The organism is Duganella sp. Root198D2, assembly GCF_001428585.1.
In the GTDB taxonomy this organism is placed as follows: domain Bacteria; phylum Pseudomonadota; class Gammaproteobacteria; order Burkholderiales; family Burkholderiaceae_D; genus Rugamonas.
The window spans coordinates 158,046-170,962 of sequence record NZ_LMIC01000051.1 but is presented as its reverse complement, the minus strand read 5'-3'; the positions used below and the strand labels follow the sequence as shown (position 1 = coordinate 170,962).

At 61.6% G+C, this 12,917-nt stretch carries 15 protein-coding genes; 4 read left to right on the top strand and 11 right to left on the bottom strand.

The annotated features are described in order from the left end of the window. Window positions 1–28: 28 nt before the first annotated feature. The 9 genes from ASE26_RS29100 to flhD all read right to left on the bottom strand — a co-directional run bounded on the left by ASE26_RS29100 (window position 29) and on the right by flhD (window position 7,246). On the bottom strand, window positions 29–508 hold the full coding sequence (locus ASE26_RS29100) for a chemotaxis protein CheW (protein ID WP_055936085.1): 480 nt from the start codon (window positions 506–508) through the stop codon (window positions 29–31). Further along, window positions 505–2,736 carry a chemotaxis protein CheA gene (gene cheA, locus ASE26_RS29095; RefSeq protein ID WP_055936082.1) on the bottom strand — a complete coding sequence of 744 codons (2,232 nt, stop codon included), beginning with the start codon at window positions 2,734–2,736 and terminating at the stop codon, window positions 505–507. Before cheA ends, ASE26_RS29100 begins: the two co-directional genes overlap by 4 nt. 14 nt (window positions 2,737–2,750) lie before the next feature. Then, window positions 2,751–3,116: a response regulator gene (locus tag ASE26_RS29090; RefSeq protein WP_055936079.1), complete on the bottom strand. Its 366-nt coding sequence runs from the start codon at window positions 3,114–3,116 to the stop codon at window positions 2,751–2,753. A gap of 35 nt (window positions 3,117–3,151) precedes the next feature. Continuing rightward, window positions 3,152–3,700: a hypothetical protein gene (locus tag ASE26_RS29085; protein ID WP_055936076.1), complete on the bottom strand. Its 549-nt coding sequence runs from the start codon at window positions 3,698–3,700 to the stop codon at window positions 3,152–3,154. A gap of 7 nt (window positions 3,701–3,707) precedes the next feature. Beyond that, entirely contained in the window at window positions 3,708–4,652 is a 945-nt protein-coding gene (gene motB, locus ASE26_RS29080) for a flagellar motor protein MotB (RefSeq protein WP_055936073.1), read from the bottom strand. A gap of 18 nt (window positions 4,653–4,670) precedes the next feature. Next, entirely contained in the window at window positions 4,671–5,531 is an 861-nt protein-coding gene (gene motA, locus ASE26_RS29075) for a flagellar motor stator protein MotA (protein ID WP_055936071.1), read from the bottom strand. Between the two features lie 95 nt (window positions 5,532–5,626). After that, window positions 5,627–6,394 carry a class I SAM-dependent methyltransferase gene (locus ASE26_RS29070; RefSeq protein ID WP_057247389.1) on the bottom strand — a complete coding sequence of 256 codons (768 nt, stop codon included), beginning with the start codon at window positions 6,392–6,394 and terminating at the stop codon, window positions 5,627–5,629. Beyond that, window positions 6,369–6,917, bottom strand: a complete 549-nt coding sequence (flhC, locus tag ASE26_RS29065; RefSeq protein WP_055936066.1) for a flagellar transcriptional regulator FlhC — start codon at window positions 6,915–6,917, stop codon at window positions 6,369–6,371. The genes ASE26_RS29070 and flhC overlap by 26 nt, the downstream gene beginning before the upstream one ends. An 11-nt stretch (window positions 6,918–6,928) precedes the next feature. After that, a complete protein-coding gene (flhD, locus tag ASE26_RS29060) occupies window positions 6,929–7,246 on the bottom strand; it encodes a flagellar transcriptional regulator FlhD (protein WP_055936061.1) in 318 nt (105 codons plus the stop codon). A gap of 636 nt (window positions 7,247–7,882) precedes the next feature. Between flhD and kynU the strand changes: the two genes are divergently transcribed. From kynU to ASE26_RS29040, 4 genes are all read left to right on the top strand, one after another. Beyond that, window positions 7,883–9,121, top strand: coding sequence for a kynureninase (gene kynU / locus ASE26_RS29055; RefSeq protein WP_057247388.1), 1,239 nt, complete (start codon window positions 7,883–7,885; stop codon window positions 9,119–9,121). Between the two features lie 8 nt (window positions 9,122–9,129). Continuing rightward, window positions 9,130–9,969: a tryptophan 2,3-dioxygenase gene (gene kynA, locus ASE26_RS29050; RefSeq protein ID WP_055936056.1), complete on the top strand. Its 840-nt coding sequence runs from the start codon at window positions 9,130–9,132 to the stop codon at window positions 9,967–9,969. After that, window positions 9,966–10,613, top strand: a complete 648-nt coding sequence (locus ASE26_RS29045; RefSeq protein WP_055936053.1) for a ribonuclease T2 — start codon at window positions 9,966–9,968, stop codon at window positions 10,611–10,613. The genes kynA and ASE26_RS29045 overlap by 4 nt, the downstream gene beginning before the upstream one ends. A gap of 127 nt (window positions 10,614–10,740) precedes the next feature. Beyond that, a complete protein-coding gene (locus ASE26_RS29040; protein ID WP_057247387.1) occupies window positions 10,741–11,331 on the top strand; it encodes a CHRD domain-containing protein in 591 nt (196 codons plus the stop codon). On the opposite strand, the gene ASE26_RS29035 is transcribed toward ASE26_RS29040, so the two are convergent. Next, on the bottom strand, window positions 11,328–11,771 hold the full coding sequence (locus ASE26_RS29035) for a carboxymuconolactone decarboxylase family protein (protein WP_057247386.1): 444 nt from the start codon (window positions 11,769–11,771) through the stop codon (window positions 11,328–11,330). The genes ASE26_RS29040 and ASE26_RS29035 overlap by 4 nt on opposite strands. Before the next feature lie 90 nt (window positions 11,772–11,861). Further along, complete coding sequence (locus tag ASE26_RS29030) at window positions 11,862–12,902, bottom strand: diguanylate cyclase domain-containing protein (RefSeq protein WP_229208219.1); 1,041 nt, start codon at window positions 12,900–12,902, stop codon at window positions 11,862–11,864. Window positions 12,903–12,917: the final 15 nt, after the last annotated feature.

The window sequence follows — 12,917 nt, the reverse complement described above, 5'->3', positions numbered from 1 at the left end:
TATCCTGCCGGATCTGTATTCTTATGTTTTAGGCTGCCAGTTTTTCGCTCAAGCCCATTTCCGGGCTGGACATCAGGCGCTGGATATCCACCAGGATCAGCATGCGCTCGTCGATCGTGCCGAGGCCGATCATGTACTCCGTACTGAAGGCGGTACCCATGTCTGGTGCGGCCTTGATCTGCTCGGGCGTCAGCGACGTCACGTCCGATACCGAATCGACCACCATGCCCACCACGCGGCCATTGATATTGAGGATGATGACCACGGTGAACTGATCGTACACCGGTTCGCCCAGCTTGAATTTGATGCGCATGTCCACCACCGGGATGATGATGCCGCGCAGGTTGATCACGCCTTTGATGAATTCCGGCGCATTGGCGATGCGGGTCACCGCTTCGTAACCGCGGATTTCCTGCACTTTCAGGATATCGATGCCGTATTCTTCGGCGCCCAGCTTGAAAGCCAGGAATTCCTGGACGGCTGTTCCGGCGCTTGCTGCGTCGCTCATGGTTCTTCCTTCACAAAGTTTGATTCGTCAACCAGCTGGCGCGACGAGCGCACCAGCGCCGTCACGTCCAGGATCAGCGACACGCCGCCGTCGCCGAGGATGGTGGCACCGGAAATGCCGGTCACCTTGCGGTAATTCGATTCCAGGTTCTTGACCACGACCTGCTGCTGGCCCACCAGTTCGTCCACGAACAGGCAGGCCTTCTTGCCCTCGGTTTCCACGATCACCAGGATGCCCTGGCATGGATCGGTGAAGCGCGGTGTGATATCGAAAATCTGGTACAGCGGGATCAGCGGCAGGTATTCGCCACGGACCTTGATGACGCGGCCCTTGCCGCTGATTTCCTTGACGTCTTCCGGCGCCGGCTGCAGCGATTCGAGCACGAAGCCAAGCGGCAGGATGTAGACCTCTTCGCCGGTCTGGATCAGCATGCCGTCCAGGATGGCCAGCGTCAGCGGCAGGGAAATCGAGATGGTGGTGCCAAAGCCTTTGGCGGAGCGGATGTCGACGGTGCCGCCCATGGCGGTGATATTGCGTTTGACCACGTCCATGCCGACGCCGCGGCCCGACACATCGGTCACCTGTTCGGCGGTCGAGAAGCCCGGCGCGAAGATCAGCTGCCAGACATCGGCGTCCGTCATATTGTCGGACAGCGGCAAGCCGTTCTGGCGCGCCTTTGCCAAAATCCTGTCGCGGTTCAAGCCGCCGCCGTCGTCCGAGACTTCGATGATGATGCTGCCGCCCTGGTGCGAGGCGGACAGGAACAGGCGCCCCGTTTCCGACTTGCCGGCCGCCTTGCGCACGTCCGGCATTTCAATGCCGTGGTCGATCGAGTTGCGCACCAGGTGGGTCAGCGGGTCGACGATGCGTTCGATCAGGCCCTTGTCCAGTTCCGTGGCGGCGCCGCTGGTGACGAATTCGACCTTCTTGCCAAGCTTGGTGGCCAGGTCGCGCACCATGCGCGGGAAGCGCGAGAACACGAAGTCCATCGGCATCATGCGGATCGACATCACCGATTCCTGCAAGTCGCGCGTGTTGCGGGTCAGCTGGGAAATTCCGCTCAGCAGCTTTTCGTGCAGCACCGGGTCGATGGTGCTGGCGCGCTGTTCGATCATCGCTTGCGTGATCACCAGTTCGCCCACCAGGTTGATCAGCTGGTCGACCTTCTCCACCGAGACGCGGATCGAGGACGATTCGCCGCCGGCCGGCGCGTGGGCCTGTTTTTCCGCTTCCTTGCGGGCAGCCTTCTTTTCCAGCTCTTCGCTCGGCTTGGCTGCTTCCACCGGCGCATCCTGGACGCCGGCCTGGGCACGGATCACTTCCAGCGGCTGGAAGAAGCCGTAACCGCGCGCATCTTCGGCGGCAGCGCCGGCATTGCCGCGGATTTCGTCGAGCGGCTGGAAGAAGCCGTAGCCTTCGCCGTCGGCCGCGGGGGCTGCGGCAGCGGCAGCGGCGCCTGCGCCTGGCAGGGGATCGAAGAAGCCATAACCGAGCTCCGCTTCCTTGCGTTCACGCTCGGCGTTCTCGCGCGCGGCCTGGGTCGGGCTCAGCGCAGGCAGCTCGCTGACCTTCATCTGCTCGGCATCGATCACGAAGGAACAGATGGCCACGATATCGTCCAGCGATTCGTGGGTGGTGACGATCATGGCGTGGCGCTCGGCGTCCAGCGGCACCAGTTCCACGTGGCCCATCAGGCCAAGTTCCGCTGCCAGCGCCTCGACCTCGCGGTGCACCATGGGCGGCAACTCCAGCCGGTAGCGCTTGCCGCCGCTGTGGTCGACCGACTGCGCTTCCGGCGTACTGAAGCCCGACGCCACCGGCGCCATCGCTTCGATGTGCACGTCCTGCGCCAGCTCCTGCAGCATCATGCGCACGTCGCCCACGGCTTCCTGGTCAACCGCGCTGCCCAGGCGGTGCCCGTCCAGCTGCATCTTCAGGATGTCCTTGGCCGCCAGGAAGGCGTCGACATGGGTCGACGTCAAGGCCATCTCGCCCTTGCGGATGCGGTCCAGCAGCGTCTCCAGCACGTGCGTCACTTCGGTCATGTCGGTCACGCCGAACGTCGACGCCCCGCCCTTCACCGAGTGCGCGGTACGGAAAATCGCGTTCAAGTCTTCTTCGCTGGGCGACTCGACGTCCACGCCCAGCAGCAGACGCTCCATTTCAGCCAGCAGTTCTTCCGCTTCATCGAAGAAGACCTGGTAGAACTGGCTAATGTCGATGGTCATGCCACACCCCTTAATTAGCCAATGACCTTCTTCACTACCTCAATCAAGCGTTGCGGGTCGAAAGGCTTGACCAGCCAGCCATTCGCGCCGGCGGCGCGGCCCTTGGCCTTCATCTCGTCGGACGATTCGGTGGTCAGCATCAAGATGGGAACCTTGGCGTACGACGGCTGCTCGCGCAGCAGCTTGATCAGTTGCAGGCCGTCCATGCGCGGCATGTTCTGGTCGGTCAGCACCAGGTCCACGGTTTGCAGCTTGGCCTTTTCCAGGCCATCCTGTCCGTCGACTGCTTCCACCACCTGGTAGCCGGCTGCCTTCAGGCTGAATGCCACCATCTGGCGCAGCGAGGAGGAGTCGTCGACTGCAAGAATTGTTTTAGCCATCTTTTTTTCTCACTTAGTAAAATTTTTGTGTGTATTCAGAACAGTTCGATGTCGCCGCTTTCCAGGTGCTTCTGGCTGACCGCCTTGCGCAGCACGCTGCGCAGTTCAAGGCTCTGGATCGCCAGCGCCATGCTGACCTTGCTCAGCAGGTCCACGATCTCGTCGCTGCCCGATTCCGGCACCACTTCGGCGCCGTGCGCCCCCAGCGTGCCGAGGAATTCCCGCAAGCCGGTGACGCGCTTCAGGGTACGGTCGATCAGCTGGCTGGTCATGTCTTGGAACTGCATGCTGGTAATGGCGGCGTTGACGTAGCCGCTTACCTGTTCGTTCATTTCCTTCAGGCGCGCCTTGTCTTCGGCCGACGGATTGCCGCCTTGCAGCAGCAGCTCGATGGTCGCTTGCTGCGCGCTGACCGCTTCATGGATCGCCATGAAGTTGCGCGTCAGCTTGTCGATCGCTTCCTCCAGCAGCAGGTTGGTCTGCAGCAGGTCGGTCTCGACTTCCGTCAGGTGGCGCCGGCCATGGTCCGACACGCCTGACAGCAGGCGTTTCACATGCGAGCCAAGGATCTTCTTTCTTGTCATAAAGTCTCTATTTCTTCCCTGCCGGCGCAGCCGGTGCCGCTGCCGCCGCGGCTTGCGTAGCTTCCGTATCGAGGCCGACTTGCAATTTGCCGCCGTCACGCAGCACATTCTCCTCGGTCCTCTTGTTCATCACAATGATGCTGATGCGGCGATTGATCGGGTTGAAAGGATCCGCGCGGTCCAGGTGGGCAGCGCTGGCCAGGCCCACCACGCGCAGGATCTTATTGTCGGCCAGGCCGCCATGCAGCAGCGCGCGGCGCGAGGCATTGGCGCGGTCGGCCGACAGTTCCCAGTTACTGTACCCCGTTTCGGTGAAATACGGCGTGGAGTCGGTGTGGCCGGACAGGCCGATCTTGTTCGGCACGTCGTTCAGGGCCGGCGCAATGGCTTCCAGGATTTCGCCGGCATACGGTTGCAAGTCGGCTTTGCCGGCATTGAACATGGGGCGGTTTTGCAAGTCGACGATCTGGATGCGCAAGCCTTCGCTGGTAAAGTCCAGCAGCAATTGCTCTTTGAACTTCTTGAGTTCGGCATTGGTATCGATGGTCATTTCGATCCGGGCACGCAGCGCCTGCAGGCGTGATTTCTCTTCCGCTTCGAGCGCCTTCTTGGCGGCATCGAGGTTATAGGATTTCGACTGCGCCGGATCGTCCGTCATCTTGACCTGGCCGGTACGGCGCGACAGGTCCGAGCCCCCGCCCTGGATCACCGAAGAACTGTCGCCGCTGCCGGAGCCGCCTTGCATGGCGACTTTGAGCGGCGTCTTGAAGTATTCGGAAATACCGTTCAGGTCGCCCTTGGTAGTCGAACCGAGCAGCCACATCAGCAGGAAGAACGCCATCATCGCCGTCACGAAGTCGGCGTAAGCGATCTTCCAGGCGCCGCCGTGGTGGCCGCCCCCGCCCTTCTTGATCTTCTTGACGACAATGGGCCGCAGGCCTTCTTCAGCCATGGCAGGTCCTCGCTTCCATTACTTCGACTTCGATTTCTTGATATGTTCTTCCAGCTCGGAGAAGCTGGGGCGCTCGGTAGAGTACAGTACCTTGCGGCCAAATTCCACAGCCAGTGCCGGGGCATAACCATTCAGGCTGGCCAGCAGCGTGACTTTCACGCACTGGAACATCTTGGTCGACTCTTCCAGCTTCTGCTCCAGCAGGCTGGCCAGCGGGCCGACGAAACCGTAGGCCAGCAAGATGCCGAGGAAGGTACCGACCAGCGCGTGCGCGATCAGCATGCCCAGCTCGGACGGCGGGATGCCCACCGATTCCATGGTGTGCACCACGCCCATCACCGCCGCCACGATACCGAAGGCCGGCAAGCCATCGCCCAGCTTGGCGATGCAGTGGGCCGGCACATGGCCTTCCTGGTGATGGGTGTCGATCTCGTTGTCCATCAGGTTCTCGATCTGGAAAGCATCCATATTCCCCGACACCATCAGGCGCAGGTAATCGGTCATGAACTCGATGATATGGTGATCCTCCAGCACCGCCGGATATTTGCTGAACAGCGGACTGTCTTCCGGCTTGTCGATGTCGCCTTCGATCGACATCAGGCCTTCCTTGCGCACTTTGGACAGCACGTCGAACAGGAGCGACATCAGCTCCATGTACAAATCCTTGGTATAGCGTGAACCTTTGAACAAGGTTGGCAGCGCGGCCAGCGTGGCCTTGATCGACTTGCCGTTATTGCCAACAAAGAAAGCGCCGGCAGCAGCGCCGCCAATCATCAGCAGCTCCAGTGGCTGGAACAGGGCCGCCAAATGGCCGCCGGACAGCGCGAAACCACCAAAAACGGAGCCGAGGACGATGAGGTAACCGACAATGACTAACAAGCGCGCGATCTCCCCGAAAGCTAGTTAAAAGCAATAATATTCCACAGTGGAACTACAATAACGTGAAGACGCCTCTGCGGCAAGGAAAACTGCCTTTAAAACGCTCTTATATAAAGGGGCGGACCACCCTCTGTGGTGCGAATGGTCTTGATGCCGTTTGCTGCAGGAATCTCAAATTCATAACTGGCAAGCAAACTACCGCCCCGCATTTCGCTCTGGGCCTTGTTCCACAAGGCCGGCATGGCAGCCGGCGACAAATAGGCAAACACCAGGTCATATTCTGCAAAATTTAACTGCTCATAGTCGCCACGTACGAAACGGGCACGGCTGCCGCAGAATGCGGCCCGCAAGCGCGACACCAGCCACGGCACCGGCGCCAGTTCAATTCCAACAACTTCCGACTCGGGCCGCGCGCGCGCCAGGTGCAAGGCGAAGCCACCGAGGCCGCTGCCGATATCGATCATGCGCAGCGCCCTGCCCTGCGGCAGCTCGGCCAGTACGGCGCGCCACACGGCGCGACTGGAAGGATAGTAGGGAACCTGGGTGCGGTAGGTGGACCAGTACCAGCCCAGCAAGACCAGGAAGACCGCGGCGGCCAGCCATGGCGGCAGATGCAGGGCCAGGCCGGCCAGTAATGCGATGGGGAACAGCAGCAGGATCGGCAGCCACCAGCGCGCCAGGCCGATCTTCCAGCCGATAGCGGCAGCGAACAAGCCTTGCAGCAGCACGGCTTGCAGCATGGTCAAGCCATGACCGAACGATTCAAGCGCAACTGCCAGCGCGGCGCATGGCAGCATCGCGCCGGCCTGGGCCAGCAGCGCCTGGAAGGCGGGGATTCTAAGCAGCGAGCGCTTCGGCGGCATCCTTGGCCTTGCGGGTCTTGCCGGCACGCGAAGGCATATGGCACAAGCCGCACTTGTAGTCGCGGTTCAAGTCCATGGCGTCGACTACGAACTTACCCTTGCAGCAAGTGCAAGGCTTAAGCTGCAGCATATTGTTGCTGGCGAATTTGACCAGGGTCCAGGCACGGGTCAGCGACAGCAGCGGCTCTTCGCCGGCGGCCGGCGGCATTTGTTCCAGGTAGAGCTGGTATGCCTTCATCACGGCGTGGATGCCGCTGGCGCCTGCGTGCTCGAGCAGGAAATTATGGATGTTCATGAACAGCGACGAGTGAATGTTCGGCTGCCAGGTCAGGAACCAGTCGGTCGAGAAAGGCAGCATGCCTTTCGGCGGCGACATGCCTTTCAGTTCCTTGTACAGCTTGAGCAGGCGTTCGCGCGACAGCGACACTTCAGTTTCCAGCAGCTGCAGGCGGGCACCCAGGTTGATCAGCTCGATAGCCAGCTGGATTTCCTGCGCCTCGGTCACCACACTCTTCTTGCTCATGGCGTCGCTCCTTAAGCGATTTCTTCAACTGCCTGGCCAGCCATCAGGATGGCGGCGTGGGACTGGGCCAGGGAACGGTCCTTATTGTAGTTGGTCAGCATGCCGAGGATGGCGCTGTCGTCGAAGCGGAAGCGGGCCAGCATCATGTTGCCGCCTGCCAGTTTCAGGATCTGGGCATTGCTCATGCCTTCGATCAGGTCGGCGATGTCGGCCGAAATGCCGAGACGGAAGATCGCGGTGACTTTGTCGGCACGGATCATCTGCTGCGCCAGCATCAGGTAGCTCAGGTTCGCATCGCGGATTTCAGCCATCATGTCGTTTGCAGTCATGTCCATCTCCAGTCAGTTTCAGCTTGCAACGCAATTTTCGTTGCTGTTGAGATACATTCTGCTGGAGACGCGCCAAAGCGCATAGAGGCGGCGCGCTGTATTTTGGGTCGGGAATAGGCGAAGTGACCCCGTAGGATTTTGTCCTACAGAGGGCTGCCCATAGAGGGGCAACGCCAGTAACGGCGCGGTTTTGCGGGGTGCCCGGTCTCGCTAAAAACACAGGAGCCGAGGGTAAAAATAGATATCGCCGAGATGCTTTTTTGCGACATCTGAACTGGTAACGGCGGGGTTTGGAGGAACTTTAGGGTCCTGAGCAAAAAATTTTAAATTTTTTTCACTCATTCCAAACTGCCGAACAGCAAGCCTTTTACCGGGCTTCTAAAATCGGTAACGGCAAGGAGTCGGGAAACTTTAGGGTTTTTTGAAAAAATATTTGAAAATTTTTTAGTTCTTTTAAAATCAATAGCTTAGCAATAAAACCGGTAGTTCGGCGTCTGACCCGCAGGGTCGGGCACCGGTCCGCAACGGTCGCAGGTTGGTGTCAGACCCTGCGGGTCTGACACCGGTTTACCGGTTTTGGGCGCGCAAAAGGTTGCTACAATCTCACTTTGTTTAAGTCTCAAGGAAAGCACCTGCATGATTTCCCGTTCCGACTGCCTGGCCCGCGACGCCGCGGACGCCCTGGCCCCGCTGCGCGAGCAGTTCGACCTGCCTGCCGGCGTTATTTACCTCGATGGCAACTCCCTGGGCGCCCGCCCTAAAGCCGCCCTCACCCGCGCCACCGAAGTGATCGCCAGGGAATGGGGCAAGGACCTGATCACCAGCTGGAACAGCGCCGGCTGGTTCGAGATGCCGAAACGCCTGGGCGACAAACTGGCCCCGCTGGTCGGTGCCAGGCAAGGCGAAGTCGTCGTCACCGATACCACCTCGATCAACCTGTTCAAGGCCCTGGCCGCCGCCCTGCACGCGCAGGCGCACACCGGGCGCAAGGTGATCATCACCGAGCGTTCGAACTTCCCTACCGATATCTATATGGCCCAGGGCCTGACCTCGTGGCTCGACCGCGGCTATGAAGTACGGCTGGTCGACAGCCCCGACCAGCTGCCGGCCGCCATCACGGCCGAAACGGCCGTGGTCATGCTGACCCACGTGAACTACCGCACCGGCTACCAGCACGACATGGCAGCCGCCAGCGCCCTCGCCCACCAGCACGGCGCGCTGATCGTGTGGGACCTGTGCCACTCGGTCGGCGCCGTGCCGCTCGACCTGCACGCCGACGGCGCCGACTTCGCCGTCGGCTGCACTTATAAATACCTGAACGGCGGCCCCGGCTCGCCGGCCTTCATCTGGGTCCCGCAGCGCAACCAGGACAAATTCAGCCATCCGCTGTCCGGCTGGTGGGGCCATGCCAATCCCTTCGCCATGGCGCCCGACTTCGCGCCCGCCAAAGGTATCGGCCGCGCGCTGTGCGGCACCCAGCCAGTCACTTCGCTGGCCATGGTGGAATGCGGCCTCGACGTCTTCGCGCAAACGAGCATGGATGCGGTGCGCGCCAAATCGCTGGCCCTGACCGACCTGTTCATCGCCCTGGTCGAGCAGCGCTGCCCGAACCATCCACTGGGCCTGGTCACCCCGCGCGATCACGCACGCCGCGGCTCGCAAGTGAGCTTTACCCACCCTTACGGCTACGCGGTAATGCAAGCCCTGATCGCACGCGGCGTGATCGGCGACTACCGCGAGCCCGAAATCATGCGCTTCGGTTTCACGCCGCTGTACACCAGCTTTGCCGACGTATGGGATGCGGTGGAAATCCTGAAGCAGATCCTGGACGACAAGGCCTACGACATCACTGCCGCCCGCGGCGCTGTAACCTGAGACCCGACATGACCGAAGAAAAGAAAGACGCCGCCTGGCATGGGGCACAAATGGACTTCTCCAAGTCCATGAGCTATGGCGATTACCTGGGCCTGGAAAAAATCCTGAGCGCGCAGCACCCGCTGTCGCCCAACCATAATGAGATGCTGTTCATCGTGCAGCACCAGACCAGCGAATTGTGGATGAAGCTCATGCTGCACGAGCTGCACGCCGTGGTCGGCCATCTGCGCCGCGACGACCTGCCGCCGGCCTTCAAGATGCTGGCCCGCGTGGCGCGCATCATGGACCAGCTGGTGCATGCCTGGGACGTGCTGGCCACCATGACGCCGCCTGAATACACGGCGATCCGCCCTTACCTGGCCTCGTCGTCCGGCTTCCAGTCGCACCAGTACCGCGAAATCGAATTCATCCTCGGCAACAAGAATGCCAATATGCTGGCCGTGCACCAGCAGGCGCCGGCAGCGCATGCCCTGCTCGACGCGGCGCTGCATGCGCCATCGCTGTACGACGAAGCGATCCGCCTGCTGGCACGCAACGGCCTGCACATCGATGCGGCGCGCCTGGACGGCGACTGGACCCTGCCGACCGTGGCCAACGAGTCGGTCAAGGATGCCTGGCTCGAGGTGTACCGCGACACCACGCGCTACTGGGCGCTGTACGAACTGGCGGAAAAGCTGGTGGACCTGGAAACCGCTTTCCGCTTCTGGCGCTTCCGCCATGTCACCACGGTGGAACGTGTGATCGGCTTCAAGACCGGCACCGGCGGCACCGCCGGCGTTTCCTATCTGCGCAAGATGCTGGATGTGGTACTGTTCCCCGAATTATTCGCTTTAAGGACCGCTTTGTGAAACGCTTGTTCGCTGCCTTGCTGGCCGCGGCGTGTGCACTGCCAGCCATGGCACGCGACGACCGCCCCGGTGTTTTCGATTATTACGTGATGTCGCTGTCCTGGTCGCCGGAATACTGTGCCGGCCGTGGCGGCGGCGACCCGGCGCAATGCGCCACCGGCCGCCAGCTTGGCTTCGTGCTGCACGGCCTGTGGCCGCAGTACGAGCGCGGCTACCCGGAAAGCTGCGGCCGCAGCAGGATTTCGAACGGCCTGCGCGACCAGTACGAATCGCTCTACCCTTCGCCAAAGCTCCTGTTCCATGAGTGGAACAAGCATGGCTCCTGCTCCGGCCTGCAGCCGCAGGACTACCTGGCGCTGAGCGCCAGGCTGCGCGACAGCCTGAAGCTCCCGGCCGCCTTCGCGCGCCCGCAGCAGCCGGTGCGCGTCACGCCAGGCCAGTTCGAGGATGCCTTCCACAAGGCCAATCCGTGGCTGGCCAGGGACTCGGTGCTGCCGGTATGCGGCTCCGGCGGCCGCTTCCTGCGCGAGGCGCGCGTCTGCTTCAGCAAGGACGGCAAATCGCGCAGCTGTTCGCAGGAAGCCATCGCCTACTCGCAGAAGAGCTGCGGGCAAGCGGACTTTCTCATGAAGAACGTCAGATGAGCGTCAGCATTCGTGCGCCGCACCGGGTGCGCTTGCGGCGACAATAAGCGCGCTGTACTGCGCGCCTGCTTGCCATACCACGGGGGGAACCGTTACCGCGGGCTCGCGAACATTGAGGAGCCACTGAATGGGAACTCATCTGAATAAGGGGCTGGCGACGCTGGCCTTGATTGGCGCATGCGGAGCAGCGCAAGCTGATCCGCTTGTCTTCAACGCCGCACTCAGCGGCGCCGCGGAATCCCCGCCCAACGCTTCGGCAGCCACGGGCGACGTGACCGTGCTGTTCGATATCGACAACCATTATATGACCATTGCAGCCAGCTTTACCGACCTGGAAGGCTTGAGCGGTGCTGCCCACATCCATTGCTGCACCGCCGTTCCGGGCGACGGCAATGCCGGTGTTGCGACCATGCTGCCAACGTTCACCGGCTTCCCGGCCAATGAAACCAGCGGCAGTTACGCTTCCTTCTTCAGCACCTCGCAGGAATCGTTCTGGAACCCGGCCTTCCTGGCCAATAATGGCGGCACCACGGCCGGCGCCGAAGCTGCATTGTTGGCCGGACTCAATGCCGGCGCCGCGTATTTCAACATTCACTCGAGCGTCTACCCGAGCGGTGAAATCCGCGGCTTCCTGGCCGCGCCGATTCCCGAGCCGGCACAGTTCCTCATGCTGCTGGCCGGCCTGCCCTTGCTGTTACTGCGCAAGAGGGAAAATTAACGAGGGATCGGGTTGCGCGACGCGACGTTCAGCATATTCCAGGAACGGATGACCGCAACCACGAAACCCAGTTCCGCGATCTCTTCGCCGGAGAAATGCTCTTGGACACGGGCGAAAGCTGCGTCGTCGGGATCGCGGACTGGAATCGCATTAATCAACTCCGACCATTCCAGCGCGGCGCGTTCGCGCTCGCTGAAGAATGGCGCCTCGCGCCAGCCGGCCACCGCGTTCACGTGGCGCGGCTCGACATCCATCTTCAACAGATCCTGGTAATGCATGTCGATGCAAAAGCCGCAGCCATTGATCTGCGACACGCGCAGCAGCACCAGGTCCACCAGTTTCTTGCCCAGCAGTTCGCGGTTCAGGCCATTCGACAGCGCCAGCAGGTTCTGGAACGATTTCTGGGACAGCTGGAAGTAGTTGTAACGCAGGGTGCTCATGGAAAATCCTTTCGGTCTGATGGTAAAGACCGCACTGTGCGGCCTTCTTATCCATTAGACGGAGCAGCCTGCCGCTTTGTGACAGCCGGGCTAAAGATTTTTTCCCGCCTGGGCGGGAAAGCTGCAAACCCGGTCGCGCCCGGCTCGCTTGGCGGCGTACAGGGCGGCATCGGCCCGCTGCAGCAGGTCGCCCAGCGGCTCGCCCGGCTGATGCTCGGCCACGCCGGCACTGATCGACAGTTCGATCGCGGCCAGGCTGCCTTCGAAACGCAGGGCGCGCACCTCGCTGCTTAGCCGTTCGGCAAATTGCAGGCAATGCTGGAGGTCGAGCTTGGGCAGGAAAACGGCAAACTCGTCGCCGCCATTGCGCACGGCGATGTCGATGCGGCGCGTGTGGCTGTTCAACAGATTGCCTATGCGCTGCAACACCAGGTCGCCGGCCAGGTGGCCATGGTTGTCGTTGACCAGCTTGAAACGATCGACATCGAACACCAGCAAACCCACGCGCTCGGCCGCGTCGCGCTCATGCTGCTGCAGCAGGCGGGCGGCGGCATCTTCCATATAGTGGCGCGTGTAGAGGCCGGTCACCGCGTCGCGCACCGCCAGCTGGTAGTATTTGGAGCGGTCTTTTTCCAGTTCGCTATTGTCCAGCTGGGCGCGCCGCAAGTCCTCATAGGCCGACAGCAGCTTCTGGTGCGCCTGCTCCAGTTCCTGCTGCTGGCGCGCCTCGGTCGTGACGTCTTCATAGATCGTGACAAAGCCCACCACCCGGCCCTGCTCGTCGCTCATGGGCCGGCCCGTCACTTGCAGCACCGTGCCGTTGGCGCGCGTGCGGCGGAAACGGTGCGGCACGAACTGGCGCGCCAGCTCGATGCGCTCGCGCACCTGGGTTTCCGCATCGCCTGGCCCGAATTCGCCGCGCAGCGCATTGAAACGGAACAGGTCTTCCAGCAGCACGCCCGGCTGCATCAGGCTGTTCGGAAAATCCAGGCATTGGCAAAAGCTGTCGTTCCAGAACCTGAATTGCAGGTCGCGGTCGATGATGGACAGGCCGACCGGCAGGTATTGTATGGCGCGCAGCAAGTCCGCCACCCCAACCTGCATGCCACGCTCGCGAATTTCGCTCAACATGTCGGGATCCTCCGC

What these genes read in the sequence shown, in the direction of transcription:
- ASE26_RS29100 (WP_055936085.1), bottom strand. Translation starts at nt 508, where the DNA reads ATGAGCGACGCAGCAAGCGCCGGAACAGCCGTCCAGGAATTCCTGGCT.
- cheA (WP_055936082.1), bottom strand. Translation starts at nt 2,736, where the DNA reads ATGACCATCGACATTAGCCAGTTCTACCAGGTCTTCTTCGATGAAGCG.
- ASE26_RS29090 (WP_055936079.1), bottom strand. Translation starts at nt 3,116, where the DNA reads ATGGCTAAAACAATTCTTGCAGTCGACGACTCCTCCTCGCTGCGCCAG.
- ASE26_RS29085 (WP_055936076.1), bottom strand. Translation starts at nt 3,700, where the DNA reads ATGACAAGAAAGAAGATCCTTGGCTCGCATGTGAAACGCCTGCTGTCA.
- motB (WP_055936073.1), bottom strand. Translation starts at nt 4,652, where the DNA reads ATGGCTGAAGAAGGCCTGCGGCCCATTGTCGTCAAGAAGATCAAGAAG.
- ASE26_RS29070 (WP_057247389.1), bottom strand. Translation starts at nt 6,394, where the DNA reads ATGCCGCCGAAGCGCTCGCTGCTTAGAATCCCCGCCTTCCAGGCGCTG.
- flhC (WP_055936066.1), bottom strand. Translation starts at nt 6,917, where the DNA reads ATGAGCAAGAAGAGTGTGGTGACCGAGGCGCAGGAAATCCAGCTGGCT.
- flhD (WP_055936061.1), bottom strand. Translation starts at nt 7,246, where the DNA reads ATGACTGCAAACGACATGATGGCTGAAATCCGCGATGCGAACCTGAGC.
- kynU (WP_057247388.1), top strand. Translation starts at nt 7,883, where the DNA reads ATGATTTCCCGTTCCGACTGCCTGGCCCGCGACGCCGCGGACGCCCTG.
- kynA (WP_055936056.1), top strand. Translation starts at nt 9,130, where the DNA reads ATGACCGAAGAAAAGAAAGACGCCGCCTGGCATGGGGCACAAATGGAC.
- ASE26_RS29040 (WP_057247387.1), top strand. Translation starts at nt 10,741, where the DNA reads ATGGGAACTCATCTGAATAAGGGGCTGGCGACGCTGGCCTTGATTGGC.
- ASE26_RS29035 (WP_057247386.1), bottom strand. Translation starts at nt 11,771, where the DNA reads ATGAGCACCCTGCGTTACAACTACTTCCAGCTGTCCCAGAAATCGTTC.
- ASE26_RS29030 (WP_229208219.1), bottom strand. Translation starts at nt 12,902, where the DNA reads ATGTTGAGCGAAATTCGCGAGCGTGGCATGCAGGTTGGGGTGGCGGAC.